This window comes from Paenibacillus sp. FSL R7-0312, from assembly GCF_038004445.1.
Taxonomy (GTDB): Bacteria; Bacillota; Bacilli; order Paenibacillales; family Paenibacillaceae; genus Paenibacillus_AQ.
In genome coordinates this window covers 6,000,582-6,016,087 of the sequence record NZ_JBBORE010000001.1, presented here as the reverse complement: position 1 = coordinate 6,016,087, position 15,506 = coordinate 6,000,582, and the positions used below count along the sequence as shown (strand labels likewise).

Genomic DNA, 15,506 nt, shown 5'->3' with positions numbered 1-15,506 from the left:
CATTCCGGGCTATTTCCGCATAGGCACCGCAACCTCCCTGTTCATTGCCGTATCTCTTCACCGAGAATGTTAAGTGAATGGACAGCACTATAAAATCAAGCTTTTTTACTGTTTTTGTTCCTTTCTTTACGATCTGGGCAAGGGCGGGAAATCTGCAGCATACGATGCTGCGCGGGCGGATAGCGGAATCCGGCCAGCCGGATGTCCCTTCAGGCCTGAAGAGGTAAAAAAGAGAGAAAAAAGAGTAAAAAAAAGACATGCCAGTCAGGGTAGAAAGAAAGCCCCCGGGAGTCTATCATTAGAGGTATTCTAACCGTTATTCCAACATTTCTGCCACCGGAGGTTATCATTTGAAATATAACTTGGCCCGGACCCGCCGCTTTGTGAGTGTGAAGAACAAAATGATGTTCTTTTTTCTGCTGGCCATTCTTATCCCGGTTGTGATCATGTTTATCAACTCCTACATCTCCTCCCAGCAGATGCTGGAGCGCAAATATACGGATCTGCTGGCCGATATTACGAGGCAGTCGAACATCCGAATTGAAGAGTTCCTGGAGGATACGAAGCAGATTTCCCTCATCTCCAGCTATGGGATCAACAGCTATATCTCCGCCGTCTCGCAGGAGAATTATCCTGTTCAGAATTATTTGCACGACAGCTCCGTTCCCAACGAACTGCAAGCTACGCAGCTGCTGATGAATTACATTACGATGAAGGACCGCGCGATCTCCATCTACGTCTATAATTTGAATCAAGGCAGTGACCTATATATCGCTCCTAACAAGCCCATCGACTATACCTATCATCCCAGGAACGAGGAGTGGTTCAACGATTTCCTGCGATCGGACGATATTACGCGTGATTTGCCGACACGGCTGGATATGCAGACCAAGGGAGACGACAACTGGGCCATTTATAATTTGCGCAAAATATTCGATATGGAGAACGGCAAGCTGCTTGGTCTCATGGTCGTGAGCGTGGATATTGATTTCATCAGCCGTCTGAACAAACGGATGCAGGCCGGGAACCGCTCGGCATTTACCGTCGTGGATAACAGCGACAGCATTATATTCAATAATAATTATGATCTGATCGGTAAGCCGTTCAAATCGCTGTTTCCGCTCCGTGAAGATGCGCTGGCTGCCGATTTGAACCGGCAGATTGTCCGCGTATCGGGCAAGGATTATATTCTGATCCAGTCGCCGTTCGAGGTGCATGATTGGAAGACGTATATGTATATGCCGGTGGAGGAGCTGGCTGTCGAGAGCGATATTCTTAAGCGGAACCTGTGGACGATCGTCGTTGTGCTACTGTTGTTCGCCCTGATAAGTTCTATGTATATGTCGAATCTGATTACCCGGCCGATCAAGCAGCTAATCCGCAATATGACGCTTGTGGAGCAGGGCAAATTCGACAATCTGCCTGTGGTCCGGTCCAATGACGAGATTGGGGTGATGGCCAGCCGCTTCGAGCAAATGTCAGCCGAATTGAAGCAGCTGGTGGAACGGATCTATGTGGAACAGGAGCAGAAGGTTGAAGCGGAGATCCGGGCTTTGCAGGCGCAGATCAGCCCCCATTTCCTCTACAATACCTTGAATTCGGTCAAATGGATTGCCACCATGCAGCAGTCGGACACCATTGTTGAGATGACAGAGGCGCTGATCTCCATGCTCCGCTATACCGCCAAGACGGATAACCGGCTGGTTCCTATCCGTGAAGAGCTTGAACACATTGATCATTATATCGTGATCCAGAAGGTGCGCTATTTCAACCGGATCGAATTCCACAGTGAGATCGAGCCGGCGCTTGCGGAGCAGGAGATTCCCAAGCTCAGTATTCAGCCGCTGGTAGAGAATGCGATCTTTCACGGGATTGCCGACCAGGAGGACGGTCTGGTATCCATCGAAGTCAGGTATGCAGGGAATTCCGAGCTTGCCATTACGGTAAAAGACAACGGCGCGGGGATGAGCCGGGCGGCGGCAGACCAGCTCCAATCCAGGCTTGACGGCGAAGAAGTCAGCGGCGGCATCGGTATTATCAATGTACATCAGCGTATCCGCCGCGGATATGGCGGGCCTTACGGGGTATCGTTTCAGAGCAGTCCGGGGCAAGGCGCAGTATTCGTGATCAGAATTCCTATAAGGAGCAGGAAGGAGGCAGGATGAATATGCTGGGTGTTCTTATCGTGGATGATGAATTGCTGATGCGCATCGGCCTGAAGTCCATCATTCAATGGGAAGAGGAAGGCTTTACGATTCTCGGTGAAGCGGCGAATGGACGGGAGGCGCTGGAGCTGGCCGGGACGCACAAGCCCGACCTGATTATTACAGACATCAAGATGCCTGTGATGGACGGTCTTGAGCTGATTCGGGAGGCCCGGCGGATGGATCTGGGCGGACAGTTCGTGATCCTAAGCTGCCTGGAGGAATTCCATTATGCGCAGGAGGCACTGCGGCTTGGAGCGGCAGATTATCTGATCAAAAGCGACATGAAGCCCTCGCAGCTTCAGCAGGTGCTGGATAGGGTCAGGAAGCGGGCGTCCCGCCACTCCCGTGCAGGCTCGGATGAAATGCCCCCAGGCTCCTACAAGGAGAGTATCGGGTATTTGAAGGAGACGCTTTTCAAGGAGATGATCAGCGGCTTCAAGACCGCCGGAGATGTGCTCGCTAACCGCGAATCCCTGCGTATCCGCCTGACGGATGAGCCTATGGTGCTCATGAAGCTGCGGATTAACCATTTCGAACAGCAGAGACGCAAGTATGTGGAGCAGGATGAGAAGCTGCTGCGCTATTCTGTCGCCAATATTCTCGAAGAGATTCTTCCGCGCAAGCGGGCGAAGGAGATCATTGTGATGAACTCCGCGGAATATGTGCTGCTGCTGGACCTCGGGCCTGAGGGGAGGATTGTCCGCGCGGAGATCGAACGCGCAGCCGCCAAGATTCAGGCGGCCATGAAGGATTTTCTGAAGCTGACGCTGTCCATCGGCGTCAGCGGCCCGGCGCCTGGCTTTGGCGGCCTGAAGCGGGCATATCAGGAGGCAGATATGGCGCTTGACGAGCTGTTCTTCGCGAGCGGGAGCGGCCTGTCCTTCTATGATAAAGCCCGGAGCCGCCAGAGAAGCGGGGATCGTGTGTTCATCGACAGGTCGGCCATGCGAAAGTTCAGGCAGGATACCGAGAGTGGAAGCGAAGGGGCGATTGACTTCCTGAACAGCCTGAAGGATACCATGCTGCTGGAGGGCTGTACGAAGCAGGCGGCGCGTTCGACCTATATCCGGTTGCTTGGGGCGATTCTGTCCTGCTTCCCGGCGCTTCCCGAGCCGAACGAAGCAGGGCTTACGGTGTACGAGAGCATTCTCCATGAAGAGAGCCTGGAGGGTCTGCACCGGACCGTTGCCGGTTATCTGGAGCAGTGCAGGACGCAGATGTCGGCAGGCGAATCCTCCCGGAGTTATGCGGAGCAGGCGAGTGAACTCATCATGCAGCTGTATGCGGAGGATATCTCCCTGCAATCCGTGGCGGACCGGATTAACGTGAACGCCTCCTATCTAAGCCGGGTATTCAAGCAGGAGACGGGAGAGAATTTCGTCAGCTTCCTGACCCGGCTGCGCATGGAGAAGGCGAGGCACATGCTCAAGGACAAGAACGTGAAAGTATATGAGGTAGCAGAGCGTGTAGGGTATCCGAATACAGCATATTTCAGCAAGCTGTTTAAGAAGCTGAGCGGGATGAGTCCCGAGGAATACCGGGGCTAGAACGGCAATTGTCAAAAAAAGAACAGACACTGTAAAAGAAGTGCATCCGCTGCGGATGCGCTTTTTATGTGCACTGACGAATGGTCAAAAAAAGGAAATGTTCCGTAAAAAACAGCCATTTCGATACCGGCCGCCTTCGCCTACTATTGGAGATGCAGCAGATGCAGCACATCCTAAATGGAAGTTGGGGGTCATTCTAGTGAAGAAAAAAAGCTTAGCGACCGCGTTGTCTATCTTACTTACGGCGGTCACCTTGACGGCTTGCGGCAATGGTAATGGCAACGGTAATGGCAACAGCAATACAGCGGCTTCACCATCGGCAGCGGCAACGGATGCCGCAGCAGCCACCCAGGCAGCAGGCGGCGAGAAGGTCGAGCTGACCTATGCGATCTGGGATTCCAACCAGGAGAAGGGAATCCGGACCATTGCCGATGAATTCGAGAGCCAGAACCCGGACATCAAGGTCAATATTGAGGTGACCGGCTGGTCCGATTATTGGACGATGCTGGAAGCGGGAGCCACCGGCGGCTCGCTGCCGGATGTATTCTGGATGCATTCCAATGAGATCTACCGCTATGCGAACAACGGCATGCTGCTTGATCTGACAGAACGCATCAGTAAGAGCGAAGACGTCAAGCTGGAGAATTACCCGGAAGGCCTGAACCAGATCTATAATCTGGGGGGCAAGCAATATGCGGTTCCGAAGGATTTCGATACCATCGGGCTGTGGTACAACAAGACGCTGTTTGACCAGGCGGGCGTGAAATACCCGGATGAGAGCTGGACATGGGATGATCTTCACAGCGCCGCGAAAGCGCTCACGAAGGACGGGGTATACGGCTTCCTCGCACCGATGCACAACCAGGAGGGGTATTATAACTTCGTCTATCAGAACGGCGGCACCATTATTACAGCGGACAAGAAGTCAGGCTATGACGATCCCAAGACGATCGAAGCCCTTGATTACTATGTAAGCTTCGTACGTGACGGACTGTCGCCAGAGGTGTACGGGGATGCCGAGCGTGCCGATCTGCTGAAGAACGGCAAGGCGGCGATGGGCCTCTTCGGCTCATGGAACCTGAGCGGCTTCACCGAGAACGAGTTCATGGCGAAGAATTTCGATGTCGCCGTGCTGCCCCGCAAGGCTGCGCAGGCCTCCATCTATAACGGCCTCGGTAATGCGGTTGATGCCAAGACGAAGCATCCCGAGGAAGCATGGAAGTTCGTTGAATACTTAAGCTCCAAGACAGGCCAGGAGCGCCAGGCGGAGCTGGGCGTTGCCATCTCGGCGTACACGGGTGCGGCTGACAAGTGGGTTGATTCCAACAAGACCTTCAATATCAAGGCATTCGTTGACATGGTCAGCTATGGGGTAATCCGACCGTATTCCAATACAACGGCTGTCTGGGAAGACAAGGCTTATGAAGCGCTGAAGCCGGCGTTCTCCGGCAAAGTGTCTGTAGAGGAAGCAGCCCGCAATGCAGCTAAGGTGATGAATGAGAGTCTGGCGGAAGAGAAGTAAGCATGAGCCATATGCCTGCGGCAGCCTGGAGGCTGCCGCAGGTTTGATAGGAGAGGGAAGCAGATGAATCATACCGTCAAGAGGAAAATCGGAGCCAAAACCTGGAATGAATGGTCCTGGGGCTGGTTCCTGATCGCACCAACGATGATCGGCCTTATCGTCCTCAACTTCATCCCGATTATACAGACCGCTTACCTTAGCTTCTTCAAGAGCGGAGATTTCGGCAGAGGCAATATCTACATTGGATGGGAGAATTACCACAAGCTGATTCATGACCCCCAGGTATGGCACGCTGTCGGCAATACACTGCTCTATACATTGCTGGTCGTGCCTGTCAGCATTGCCATTGCCATGCTGGTAGCCGTCCTGCTGAACGGCAAGCTCGCCGGCCGCTCGCTGTACCGCACGATCTATTTCATCCCGATGGTCGCTGCTCCTGCAGCAGTGACCATGGTATGGCGCTGGATGTACAACCAGCACTACGGTCTCATTAATTACGGGTTATCCATGCTGGGCCTTCCGGCTGTCAACTGGACGACGGACCCCCGGGTAGCCATGCTGTCCATCGCGGTGATCGGCATCTGGAGTGTCATCGGCTATAATATGGTGCTGCTGCTCGCCGGTCTTCAGGAGATTCCGAAGGACTTCTATGAAGCCTCGGATATCGACGGGGCCAGCCGGGTACGCCAATTCTTCGTGATTACCCTGCCGCTTGTATCGCCCACCCTGTTCTTTGTGGTGGTGACCACGATTATTCAGGCCATGCAGGTGTTCGATGTCATCTATATGATGATTGATGTGAGCAACCCGGCCTATGACCATACAGTATCGCTTGTGTATCTCTTCTATAATAACTCATTCAAGTACTCAAATAAGGGCTATGGCTCAGCGGTTGTAATGGTGTTGCTCGCGCTGATTATGATCATCACCTTCTTCCAGATGCGGGCGCAAAAAAAATGGGTCAACTACATGTAGGAGGCGGCACTATTGGCCAAACATAAATACTTTAACCGGATCTTAGCCCACCTTGTGCTGCTCCTGGGAGCGGCCGCCATGATTCTTCCGTTCGTCTGGATGGTGCTGACCTCGTTCAAGTCGGTTACGGAGTCCACCTCAATGAATCCTTTTATCTTTTTCCCCAAGACCTGGCGGGCGGAGAACTATCTGGAGGTGTGGCGTCAGAATAACTTTCTGGTCCTGTACTGGAACACCTTTGCGATGATGGCACTTCGGGTGCTGTGTGCCGTAATGTTCAGCGCGATGGCTGCGTATGCTTTTGCCAGGCTGAGGTTCCCGGGGCGCAATTTCTTCTTCAGTCTCGTATTGTTTCAGATGATGGTGCCGACGCAGATCTTCATCATCCCGCAATATCTGATGGTCGATGCGCTGGGGATGCGCAATACAATATTTGCCTTGCTGTTCCCGGGTCTGGTCAGTGCCTTCGGCACCTTCCTGTTGAGACAATTCTTCATGGGCCTGCCGAAGGAGCTGGAGGAGGCGGCCAAAATTGACGGCTGCAATATCGGGCAGACGTTTGCCAGAATCATGCTCCCGCTGGTCCGCTCCGGTCTGGTGGCCCTCGGGATATTCACGGCCCTGTTCTCCTTCAAGGACCTGATGTGGCCGATGATCGTCAACACCAGTTCGGATGCGGCGACTCTCTCCTCGGCTCTGGCGAAGATTCAAAGCGCCTTCGCCGTGGACTACCCGGAGCTGATGGCGGCTTCCGTACTGGCGATTTGGCCGATGCTGCTTATCTACATCCTGTTCCAGCGGCAATTCATCGAAGGGATTGCAACTTCGGGGGGCAAGCTCTGATTGTCCGTTGACGGAGGACGGCTGGACGCTCAGAATAAGAATGGAGAATAGGGAAGGAGGAGGGCGTCATGATTACGAGGAGAATTGGGATTTGGGGCAGCGCGATGCTGCTGCTGGTCACGATTGCCGGATGTGATGCCCGGAGCCGTACGGACGCCTCCCTTCTGTCCGGCGAAGCACCAGGAGGGCGTGAACCCGTCACGCTGCGTTACTCCAGCTATCTGCTGGATACAGCGCAGGCGGGCAAGGTGTATTTCGATGCGATTGCCGAATTTGAGAAGCTTCATCCCCAGATCCAGATCGAAGCAGACTTTATACAGAATAATAATTATACGGCAGGGATCAAGATCCGGCTGTTGGGCGGTGAGCCGATGGATGTGTTCGATACCTGGTCGCCCAGCCTGTTCGAGGAATTCCGTGGCCTGCGGACTGATATGTATCTGGACCTGACCGGGGCCGAGTTCCTCAAGGAATTCTATCCCAACTCGCTGCTGCCGGTTACGGTCGGCGGCCGCGTGTACGGTGCGCCGGAGGTAATGCACAGTGACGGGCTGCTCTACAACAAAACCTTGTTCGACTCTCTGGGGCTGGAGGTTCCGCGCACCTGGGACGAGTTCCTGGCGCTGTGCGTGAAGCTGAAGGGGGAAGGGCTTATTCCGGTGGCAATGGATGCCGAATGGTCGACGGCCCAGTTCTTCTGGGGGTCGATCATGTCGGATAACGGGGCCGATGCCGCCTGGACGAAGAAGCTGGAGAGCGGGGAGATCCGGACCCATGACCCGGTATTCGTGGATGCGATCCAGAAGCACCGTTACATTATTGACCGGGGGTTCGTGCCGCCGAACTGGAAGAGTCTGAAGCATGAGCAGGCCAAGGATCTGGTCGGCACAGGCCGCGCGGCCATGATTATTACCGGAACCTGGGACATCCCCAGCATCAAGGAGCGCAACCCTGGACAGGATATCCGGTTCATGATGGTGCCGGGCAGCGTGAAGACGGTGCCTAATATCAACGTCGGCACCTACCGGGTGATCAGCTCCCGGACAGAGCATCCGGAGGAGGCCAAGCAGTTCGTGGCATTCATGAACGGCAGAACCACACAGGAGAAGCTCGCCGCAGGCGCGCTGGCTGTGCCTTCCGTCATCTCGGCGCCGACGGACCGGACCGATTCGGTATCCTCCATTGCAGCGGCGGTCACGCGGGAGGACGCCACGCTCTATTGGCCGCACACCGTATCCACAGAATCACTCCAGGTGAAGATTCAGGAGGGCGTGAATCAATATCTGGCCGGGCAGCCCCTGGAGACAGCCCTGGCCGATATCCAGCAAGCGATAGATGAGGCCGCGGCAAGGCGGCGGGAATCAAAGTGATCTGCAGCAGGAGATGGCGGATGCCTCTAGAATATAGTCAAAGAGGCAGTTAAATATGCAGTCTGAAGGGGTCTAACCAATGGTTAACTACAGAACGGCAGCTCCGCACGAGCGAGAGGAATACATAGATTTAGCCAATCTTGCCTTCCGCTTTGATTTTGAAATTCTGATGCCCAAGGCTTATGACAAAAGTGTGGATTCATCTGCGATGCATAAGGTCGCAGTGGACGAGCAGGGCAGGCTGCGCGCACTAGTGGCTGTTTTTCCAGAGTCTCTTAAAGTATGTGAGGATACGCTGCGGACCGGCTATCTGGGTACCGTATCGGTCCATCCGCGTGCGCGCGGCGAAGGGCATATGAAAGCGCTTATGAACCTGTGGCTTGAAGAACTGCGGAGTACATGTGATATGGTTGTATTATATGGACAGCGGCAGAGATATGAGTACTTCGGCTTCACGCTTGGCGGTGTCAAGCTCAAATATACCGTGGCAGAGGCCAATGTGCGCCATGGCTTAAGAGGGGTGAATGACACCGGAATCTCCTTCAGCCCGCTGTTTGAGATGGAAGGAGGAGCAGAATTTGCGCATAACCTGAATACCTCGCGGCTTGCTTATGTTGAGCGTAGCTTAGAGCAATTACCGCTGATTTTCAGAACCCTCTGTCAAGAGGCACTTGGCGTTCTGGATCAGGGTAAGCTGATCGGCTATCTGGTTGTCAACGAAGCGGGCGATGATATAGCTGAATTCGCGCTGGAGAAGGCGGATGATATTCTGCGGACGCTTAAGGCATACATGGCCTATAGCAGAGCAGGGAGAATAACGATGTACGCGCCAGAATATGACATCCCGCTGAATAAGGCTCTTGGCGGCATTGCGGAAGACATTGTGATCGAGAACTCGGATATGTATCATATTCTGGATTTCGCCAATGTCCTGAAGGCTTATCTGACGCTGAAGTTCAGGACCACTGGTATTGTACCGGGAGAATTCTCCGCAGTGATGGACGGTCAGCCGGTTACGGCGCGGGTAGATGAAGATGGCGTGAGCGTTGAACGGACTGCCCAGCCGGGAGCGAGGGTCCTGGACAGGCTGCAGGCTCAGACACTTCTGCTTACCCACCATGCCCGTTATATGGCAGTGGATGCGCCTCTAGGCTGGTTCCCGCTGCCTTTATTCTGGTACAAGATTGATAAATTCTGAGTAATCCCGTGCCTTACAATAGAGCAACGCAAGCCTTCTACTCCGGGAGGCTTGCGTTTTTTTTGGCGAATCTTCCAGGCGAGATTCCGGTAATCTTGGTGAAGCTGCGGATGAAATTGGCATAATCGCTGAAGCCGCATTGATAAGAGGCCTCGGTAATGCTAAGCCCTTCGCAGAGGTAAGCTTTGGCTAACGAAACCCGGCGGTCCAATATATACGCACGGAGAGTTAAGCCCGTATGTTGTTTGAACTGGCGGCTAATATAGGTGCTATTCAAATGAAAGATACCGGCAAGCTGCTCAAGCGTGATCCTTTGCTCCAGATGGACGTCAATATACTTCATAGTCTTGCGGACCAGCTCCGGCATGATATCGTCAGGTACAAAGCTTGCCTTATGAAACACCGTGTTGGTCAGCACCAATAATTGAGCGAGTGCACTGTTGGCGATAATATCTGATCCATACGCATCGGACGAGAGAGCTTTCTCCAGCTTGCCTGCCAAGCGTAGAAATTGCCGAAGCTGGGCTTCCTCAAGATGTACGATGTTGCCTTTTCCCTTCGGTCGATAGTCGAAGCACCAGGATAGAGGGGTTGCAGGTGTAGACAGGCGGTGCAGATATGATTTCTGGAGGTTAAGGGTAATCCGTTCATATTCGGATTCATCCTGGCTGAAGGAACGGTGCATCTCTTCCGGATTGATCACAAGCAGATCTCCGCGTTCCAGATGGTAACAGCTGTTCTCAATATAGAAATTGACGTTGCCGCGCAGGAACAAGTACAGCTCGTAGGCTTCATGCTGGTGATAGAAGGTCCCCATATTATAGGTAGTCGTCCTGTGCAGGTAGAGAAAATCTTTATGGATGGGATCATACCGCAGCTCAAAAGGATCGTTCATCGGTAACCTCCAGGTCATTTGGCGCAATACATTGCGCGGTATTCGCAAGGATTCTTCTCTGGAACTACTTTAAAATGTCCTTATCCTAGCATGTCAGGATATGATTTGCAAACGTTTTTATTGTACACACCAGATTGGAGGACCGGATGATGGAACTAATCGTAACTGCAAGAAGCAAGCATCAGGAAGATACCGGATATACCGGATTGAACGGGCAGGGACTACATGCGTCCGTAGAGATAACAGGGGGTACAGGCAGCGCGAGGCAGCCTTTTCAGGCCTGTGTGCGAATCACGAATCTTAACAGTGCAGCGTGGTCGGGAGTCATTCATGTGGAGCTGCCGTTTGCCAAGACGGACCCGCGTTTTTTTCTTCCCGCTTTTATGTATGGCCGCAACCGAGGGGAGGCTCCGCAGAATGTTCCAAACGAGTTCCCGAGATTGAGAGAAGGCGAGCCTTCACGTCCATCATCTCCCTGGTGGATGGTACGAAGCGACCGGTTGTCGCATCCTGCGGCACTGGTATATGACAACGGCAGGGTGTTCGGCCTGTGTGCCAGTCCGTACTTTATAAGCCGGGCTGGGGAAAGAATCCAGTGGAAGCCTGAGCTTGAGGGTGAGTTCTACCAGTATGGCGGCTTCACCTGCTCGCTTGCCAAGGGAACGGTCGGATATACGCTGGGGTATGAGAATGCTCCGCTTCTATTCATCAAATCGCGTCTTGTGAAGGAACGGGCACGGCTTGCGGAGAACTGCTTTGAACTGAAGGCCTCAGAGTCTGTAGAGTTCACGTTGGATTTGTTCGAGTACAAGGCTGAGTCTGAGCTGGGCATCAATGCGGCGCTGGAAGACATCTATTCCCGCTATCATCAGCCTCCAAGACCGGGCAGTGATATCCGGAGCGCTGCGGCCGACCTGTCGAAGGCGATCTATCAATATGCGTGGCTGCCTGAGGACCGGAGCTACACAACCTTTGTCTATGAGGACAAGGAGACAGGCGGGTACAGGTATAATAAAATCATCTCGATCAGCTGGACAGACGGTCTGAGTGTAGCCACTCCAATGCTGATGGCTGCCCTGCGGCTGGAGGATGAACCCATGCGCGAGCAAGCGCTATCCTGCATTGAGAATATCATCGAGAACTCCATGAACCCGGCATCCGGCCTTCCTTATGAGGCCTATCAGGACGGGAAATGGAGCATTAACGGCTGGTGGTTTGACGGAATGCGCACTCCGGGCCATTCTGCCTATCTGTGCGGACAGGCATTATTCTATATTATGAAGGCCTATGAATACGAGAAACGGCTCAAACATGTCATCCACGAGGAGTGGGTGGACTTCGTGCGGAAGGTTCTCCCTGTACTGGAGAGAAGCCGGAATTCGGACGATGAATACCCTACGATTCTCTCTGAGAGAACCGGTGCCGGGCTTGAATATGATTCCTTCAGCGGAACCTGGATCATGGCTGCAATTGCCTACTATAGCTGGCTAACCGGAAACCGGTCGCATCTGGACAGCCTGAAGCGCAGTGAGCGGCATTATTATGAGACCTATGTGATACGGATGGAATGTTATGGTGCGCCGCTTGATGCGGATAAGGCGGTAGACTCTGAAGGGATTCTCGCGTACATCAGGGCGGTCAGATATCTGCACGCCCTCACAGGGGATGAGCTGTATCTTGATCATATGAGAGATGCGATTGCTTACGAGTTCACCTTCAAATTCGCGTACAATTCTCCGGTTAAGGTGCCGCCGCTGAGCACGGTGGGGTGGTCCAGCTGCGGGGGAAGCGTGACCTCCGTCGCCAACCCGCATATCCATCCCATGTCGAGCAGCGTGGTGGATGAGCTGTATTACTACGTACAGCAGCGCGATGATCCTTACGTCCGGCAGCGGATGCTGGATACCGTCGGCTGGGGCTGCCAGACCTATAATCGGTATGACCGGGAATATGACCATGGCTTGACGGGCTGGATGTCCGAGAGATTTTGTCATTCCGAGGGGCTGTTAACGGAGACTTACAGTGACGGTTCTCCGGCAAGCACCTGGTTCTGTCTGATGCCATGGGCCAGCAGCAGTATTATTGAAGGTCTGGTTGGCGATTACTGGGAAGCAGGCGCCAAGAAAAGCCGCTATATAAGATGCACCTAAGTTTTGTTTATTTCTTTAGTGATTTTTATATAGTTGTCCTCTTCGTCTGTAACGCAAGGCGCCCCGTTCACTCAGGCCTGTTCACTGGCTTTGTATTTGCCGGGCGGCATGCCCACTATTTTTTTGAAGCTTCTGATGAAGTTGGCATAGTCGCTGAAGCCCGACAGCTCGCAGGCTTCAGCGACACTTTTCCCGGCGGTAAGATGGCTCATGGACAGGGAGATGCGCTTGCCCACAATGTAAGAGCGGATGGTAAGTCCGGTATGCTCCCTGAATAGCTGGCTTATATATTTGCCGCTGTAATGAAACGCCTGCTCTAGCTGTGCGGACGAGATAGACTCTAGCAGATGCTCCTCAATGTACGTCATGGTCCGCCTGACCAGCTCCGGCATGAGATTGTCCGAGGGGGACGTAGATGATTGGTAGAGGGTGTTAATGAACACAAGCAGCCGGGTAGCGTAGGCCTCTGCTAGCAGATCCTGTCCATAAGCCTCTGAGTGGAGGCAGACGATCAATTGGTCGGCCAGCCTGGAGTAGAAGGCACATTGGTCCCGGGAGAGCCGGGTCAGATTGTTCTGCCCGAAGGGATGGGCATCGAAGCAGGATAGCAGATTAGAGCGCGGGCTGGAGAGTCGCTGCAAGGTAGACCTCTTGATGTTCAGCCCGATCCGTTCGTACATTTGATTGTCGGTACAGACACACCGGTGCATTTCACTGGGGCTGATGATGAACATGTCGCCGGGGGCCAGCTTGTAGCAGGACTGCTCCAGATACATGTAGGCATTGCCTCTCAGGAACAGATAGATTTCATAGGCATCGTGGTGGTGATATGGCATGGCCGGGTTAAGAAGCTCGGTTGTGGTTGTTCTATGGAAGCATATCATCTCTTCCGGGATGGGGGTGAAAATATAGTTAGTGTTCTGATCCATAACATTCATTCCTTTTATTACACAATTTGGTATTATCGGCATCCGCGCAATATATGTTCGTTGATCTGCAAGGATTAACCTGTAAATATTTATTATAATACAGGAAAAGGAAGCGCTTGCAAGTGCTGCTAGAAGCATGGACAAGCAGGGTGGAAGGTACCGCTGCCGCTTCAACCACACAGGAGGTGACCAGAGCAGGGTTTCCGAGAAATGATCTGAGCAGAAATTATACGATGAGGAGATGAGTCCATGATATCAAAGTTTAAAAAATCACTGTGTACTATATTGGCATCTGTAACACTGCTATCGGCAATGATGGTACCCGCACCGCCTAAAGCTTCAGCAGCAAGCGATGTGACCGTTAATTTGTCAGCCCAGAAGCAGGTCATTCGCGGCTTCGGAGGAATCAACCACCCTGCCTGGATCGGGGATCTGACGGCCGCGCAGCGGGAGACCGCCTTCGGCAACGGCGCGAACCAGCTTGGGTTCTCTATTCTGAGAATCTATGTAGACGATAATAAGAATAACTGGTATAAGGAATTAGACACGGCTAAGGCAGCCATCGCCAAGGGAGCCATTGTGTTTGCTTCGCCATGGAATCCGCCGAGCAGCATGACCGAGACCTTCAACCACAACGGGAATACCTCAGCCAAGCGTCTCAGATATGACAAGTACGGCGCATACGCCCAGCATCTGAATGATTTCGTGACGTACATGAAGAATAACGGGGTTGACCTGTACGCGATTTCTGTGCAGAATGAACCGGACTATGCCGAGACCTGGACCTGGTGGACACCTGCCGAAATGCTTAACTTTATGAAAAATTATGCCGGTTCCATTAACTGCCGGGTCATTGCTCCCGAGTCCTTTCAATATCTGAAAAATATGTCCGACCCGATTCTGAATGATTCCCAGGCGCTGGCCAATATGGATATTCTGGGGGCACACACGTATGGCACTTCGTTTAACAACTTTGCGTATCCACTCTTCAAGCAGAAGGGTGCAGGCAAAGAGCTGTGGATGACGGAGGTCTACTACCCGAACAGCAATAATAACTCCGCCAACCTGTGGCCTGAAGCGCTGGAAGTAGCATACCATATGCATAATGCGATGGTAGAAGGGGATTTCCAGGCTTATGTATGGTGGTATATCCGCCGCCAATACAGCCCAATGAATGAGGACGGCTCCATCAGCAAGCGCGGAGACAGCATGGCTCAGTTCTCCAAGTTCATCCGTCCGGGATATGTAAGAGTTGATGCTACGAAGAACCCTAATACCAATGTCTATGTCTCGGCCTACAAAGGAAACAACAAAGCGGTCATCGTGGCTATTAATAAAAGCACTTCGGCTGTAAGCCAGAAGTTTGTCCTGCAGAATGGCACAGCCTCAAGCGTGTCCACCTGGATCACGGACGCCAGCCGCAAGGTAGCCGCCGGGTCCTCCATTAATGTGTCGAACGGTTCATTTACCGCCCAGCTTCCGGCCCTGAGTGTGACAACCTTTGTCGCTTCCATCGGGGGCAGCAAGGCTACAGTAACGGATACTACTTATGAGGCCGACGCCGAAGCCGGCACCGACACTACCTTGATCGTTGCAGAATAGAAGCCACTCACTCCAGTTTCCATAGGCAACCCTATCCTGGTCTGTAAACAGCAGCTTGTACAGTGCGTTTACGGGCCGGGATTTTTTGAAATATAAGATTTTATATGTTGCACACGATAACTTATCCTTCTATTTCTCGCTGAAACGAATACCGTCCTTTTATAAGGACGGTATTCGTTTCCACTTGCATCCAAGTTCGTTTCGTTAAAAATCAAAGTATTTTAGTGTTATTTTAAAATGAATCGTGCATCAGTCTCATACAAAATCT

Annotated in this window: 12 protein-coding genes; 10 read left to right on the top strand and 2 right to left on the bottom strand. The window is 52.8% G+C overall.

Annotated elements, in window-relative coordinates; all coding sequences use genetic code 11:
- The first annotated feature begins 77 nt into the window (after positions 1–77).
- The 8 genes from MKX70_RS26570 (at position 78) to MKX70_RS26535 (ending at position 9,662) form a co-directional block, all read left to right on the top strand.
- Positions 78–227 (top strand): hypothetical protein, encoded by a 150-nt coding sequence (locus MKX70_RS26570; protein WP_156123102.1) that lies wholly within the window; start codon positions 78–80, stop codon positions 225–227.
- Between the two features lie 123 nt (positions 228–350).
- Positions 351–2,165 carry a sensor histidine kinase gene (locus MKX70_RS26565; RefSeq protein ID WP_231637840.1) on the top strand — a complete coding sequence of 605 codons (1,815 nt, stop codon included), beginning with the start codon at positions 351–353 and terminating at the stop codon, positions 2,163–2,165.
- Positions 2,162–3,754, top strand: coding sequence for a response regulator (locus MKX70_RS26560; RefSeq protein WP_340841194.1), 1,593 nt, complete (start codon positions 2,162–2,164; stop codon positions 3,752–3,754). The genes MKX70_RS26565 and MKX70_RS26560 overlap by 4 nt, the downstream gene beginning before the upstream one ends.
- Positions 3,755–3,953: 199 nt before the next feature.
- Entirely contained in the window at positions 3,954–5,276 is a 1,323-nt protein-coding gene (locus MKX70_RS26555) for an ABC transporter substrate-binding protein (protein WP_340841193.1), read from the top strand.
- 63 nt (positions 5,277–5,339) lie between these two features.
- Positions 5,340–6,251, top strand: coding sequence for a carbohydrate ABC transporter permease (locus tag MKX70_RS26550; protein WP_340841192.1), 912 nt, complete (start codon positions 5,340–5,342; stop codon positions 6,249–6,251).
- A 12-nt stretch (positions 6,252–6,263) separates the two neighbouring features.
- Positions 6,264–7,094: a carbohydrate ABC transporter permease gene (locus MKX70_RS26545; protein WP_173137502.1), complete on the top strand. Its 831-nt coding sequence runs from the start codon at positions 6,264–6,266 to the stop codon at positions 7,092–7,094.
- Between the two features lie 68 nt (positions 7,095–7,162).
- The gene (locus MKX70_RS26540; protein ID WP_042235233.1) at positions 7,163–8,464 is read left to right on the top strand and encodes an ABC transporter substrate-binding protein; all 1,302 of its coding nucleotides are present in this window, start codon (positions 7,163–7,165) and stop codon (positions 8,462–8,464) included.
- Between the two features lie 79 nt (positions 8,465–8,543).
- Positions 8,544–9,662, top strand: a complete 1,119-nt coding sequence (locus MKX70_RS26535; protein ID WP_340841191.1) for a GNAT family N-acetyltransferase — start codon at positions 8,544–8,546, stop codon at positions 9,660–9,662.
- Between the two features lie 37 nt (positions 9,663–9,699).
- Here the strand turns inward: MKX70_RS26535 and MKX70_RS26530 are convergent, their stop codons facing one another.
- Positions 9,700–10,557 (bottom strand): helix-turn-helix domain-containing protein, encoded by an 858-nt coding sequence (locus MKX70_RS26530; RefSeq protein WP_340841189.1) that lies wholly within the window; start codon positions 10,555–10,557, stop codon positions 9,700–9,702.
- Positions 10,558–10,703: 146 nt separating this feature from the next.
- Here MKX70_RS26530 and MKX70_RS26525 point away from each other — a divergent pair, with 146 nt between their 5' ends.
- Positions 10,704–12,707 carry a hypothetical protein gene (locus tag MKX70_RS26525; RefSeq protein WP_340841188.1) on the top strand — a complete coding sequence of 668 codons (2,004 nt, stop codon included), beginning with the start codon at positions 10,704–10,706 and terminating at the stop codon, positions 12,705–12,707.
- 71 nt (positions 12,708–12,778) lie between these two features.
- On the opposite strand, the gene MKX70_RS26520 is transcribed toward MKX70_RS26525, so the two are convergent.
- Positions 12,779–13,636 (bottom strand): AraC family transcriptional regulator, encoded by an 858-nt coding sequence (locus MKX70_RS26520; protein WP_340841187.1) that lies wholly within the window; start codon positions 13,634–13,636, stop codon positions 12,779–12,781.
- Between the two features lie 249 nt (positions 13,637–13,885).
- On the opposite strand from MKX70_RS26520, the gene MKX70_RS26515 reads away from it, so the two are divergent.
- Complete coding sequence (locus MKX70_RS26515) at positions 13,886–15,238, top strand: glucuronoxylanase (protein WP_042235240.1); 1,353 nt, start codon at positions 13,886–13,888, stop codon at positions 15,236–15,238.
- The last annotated feature ends 268 nt before the right edge of the window (positions 15,239–15,506 follow it).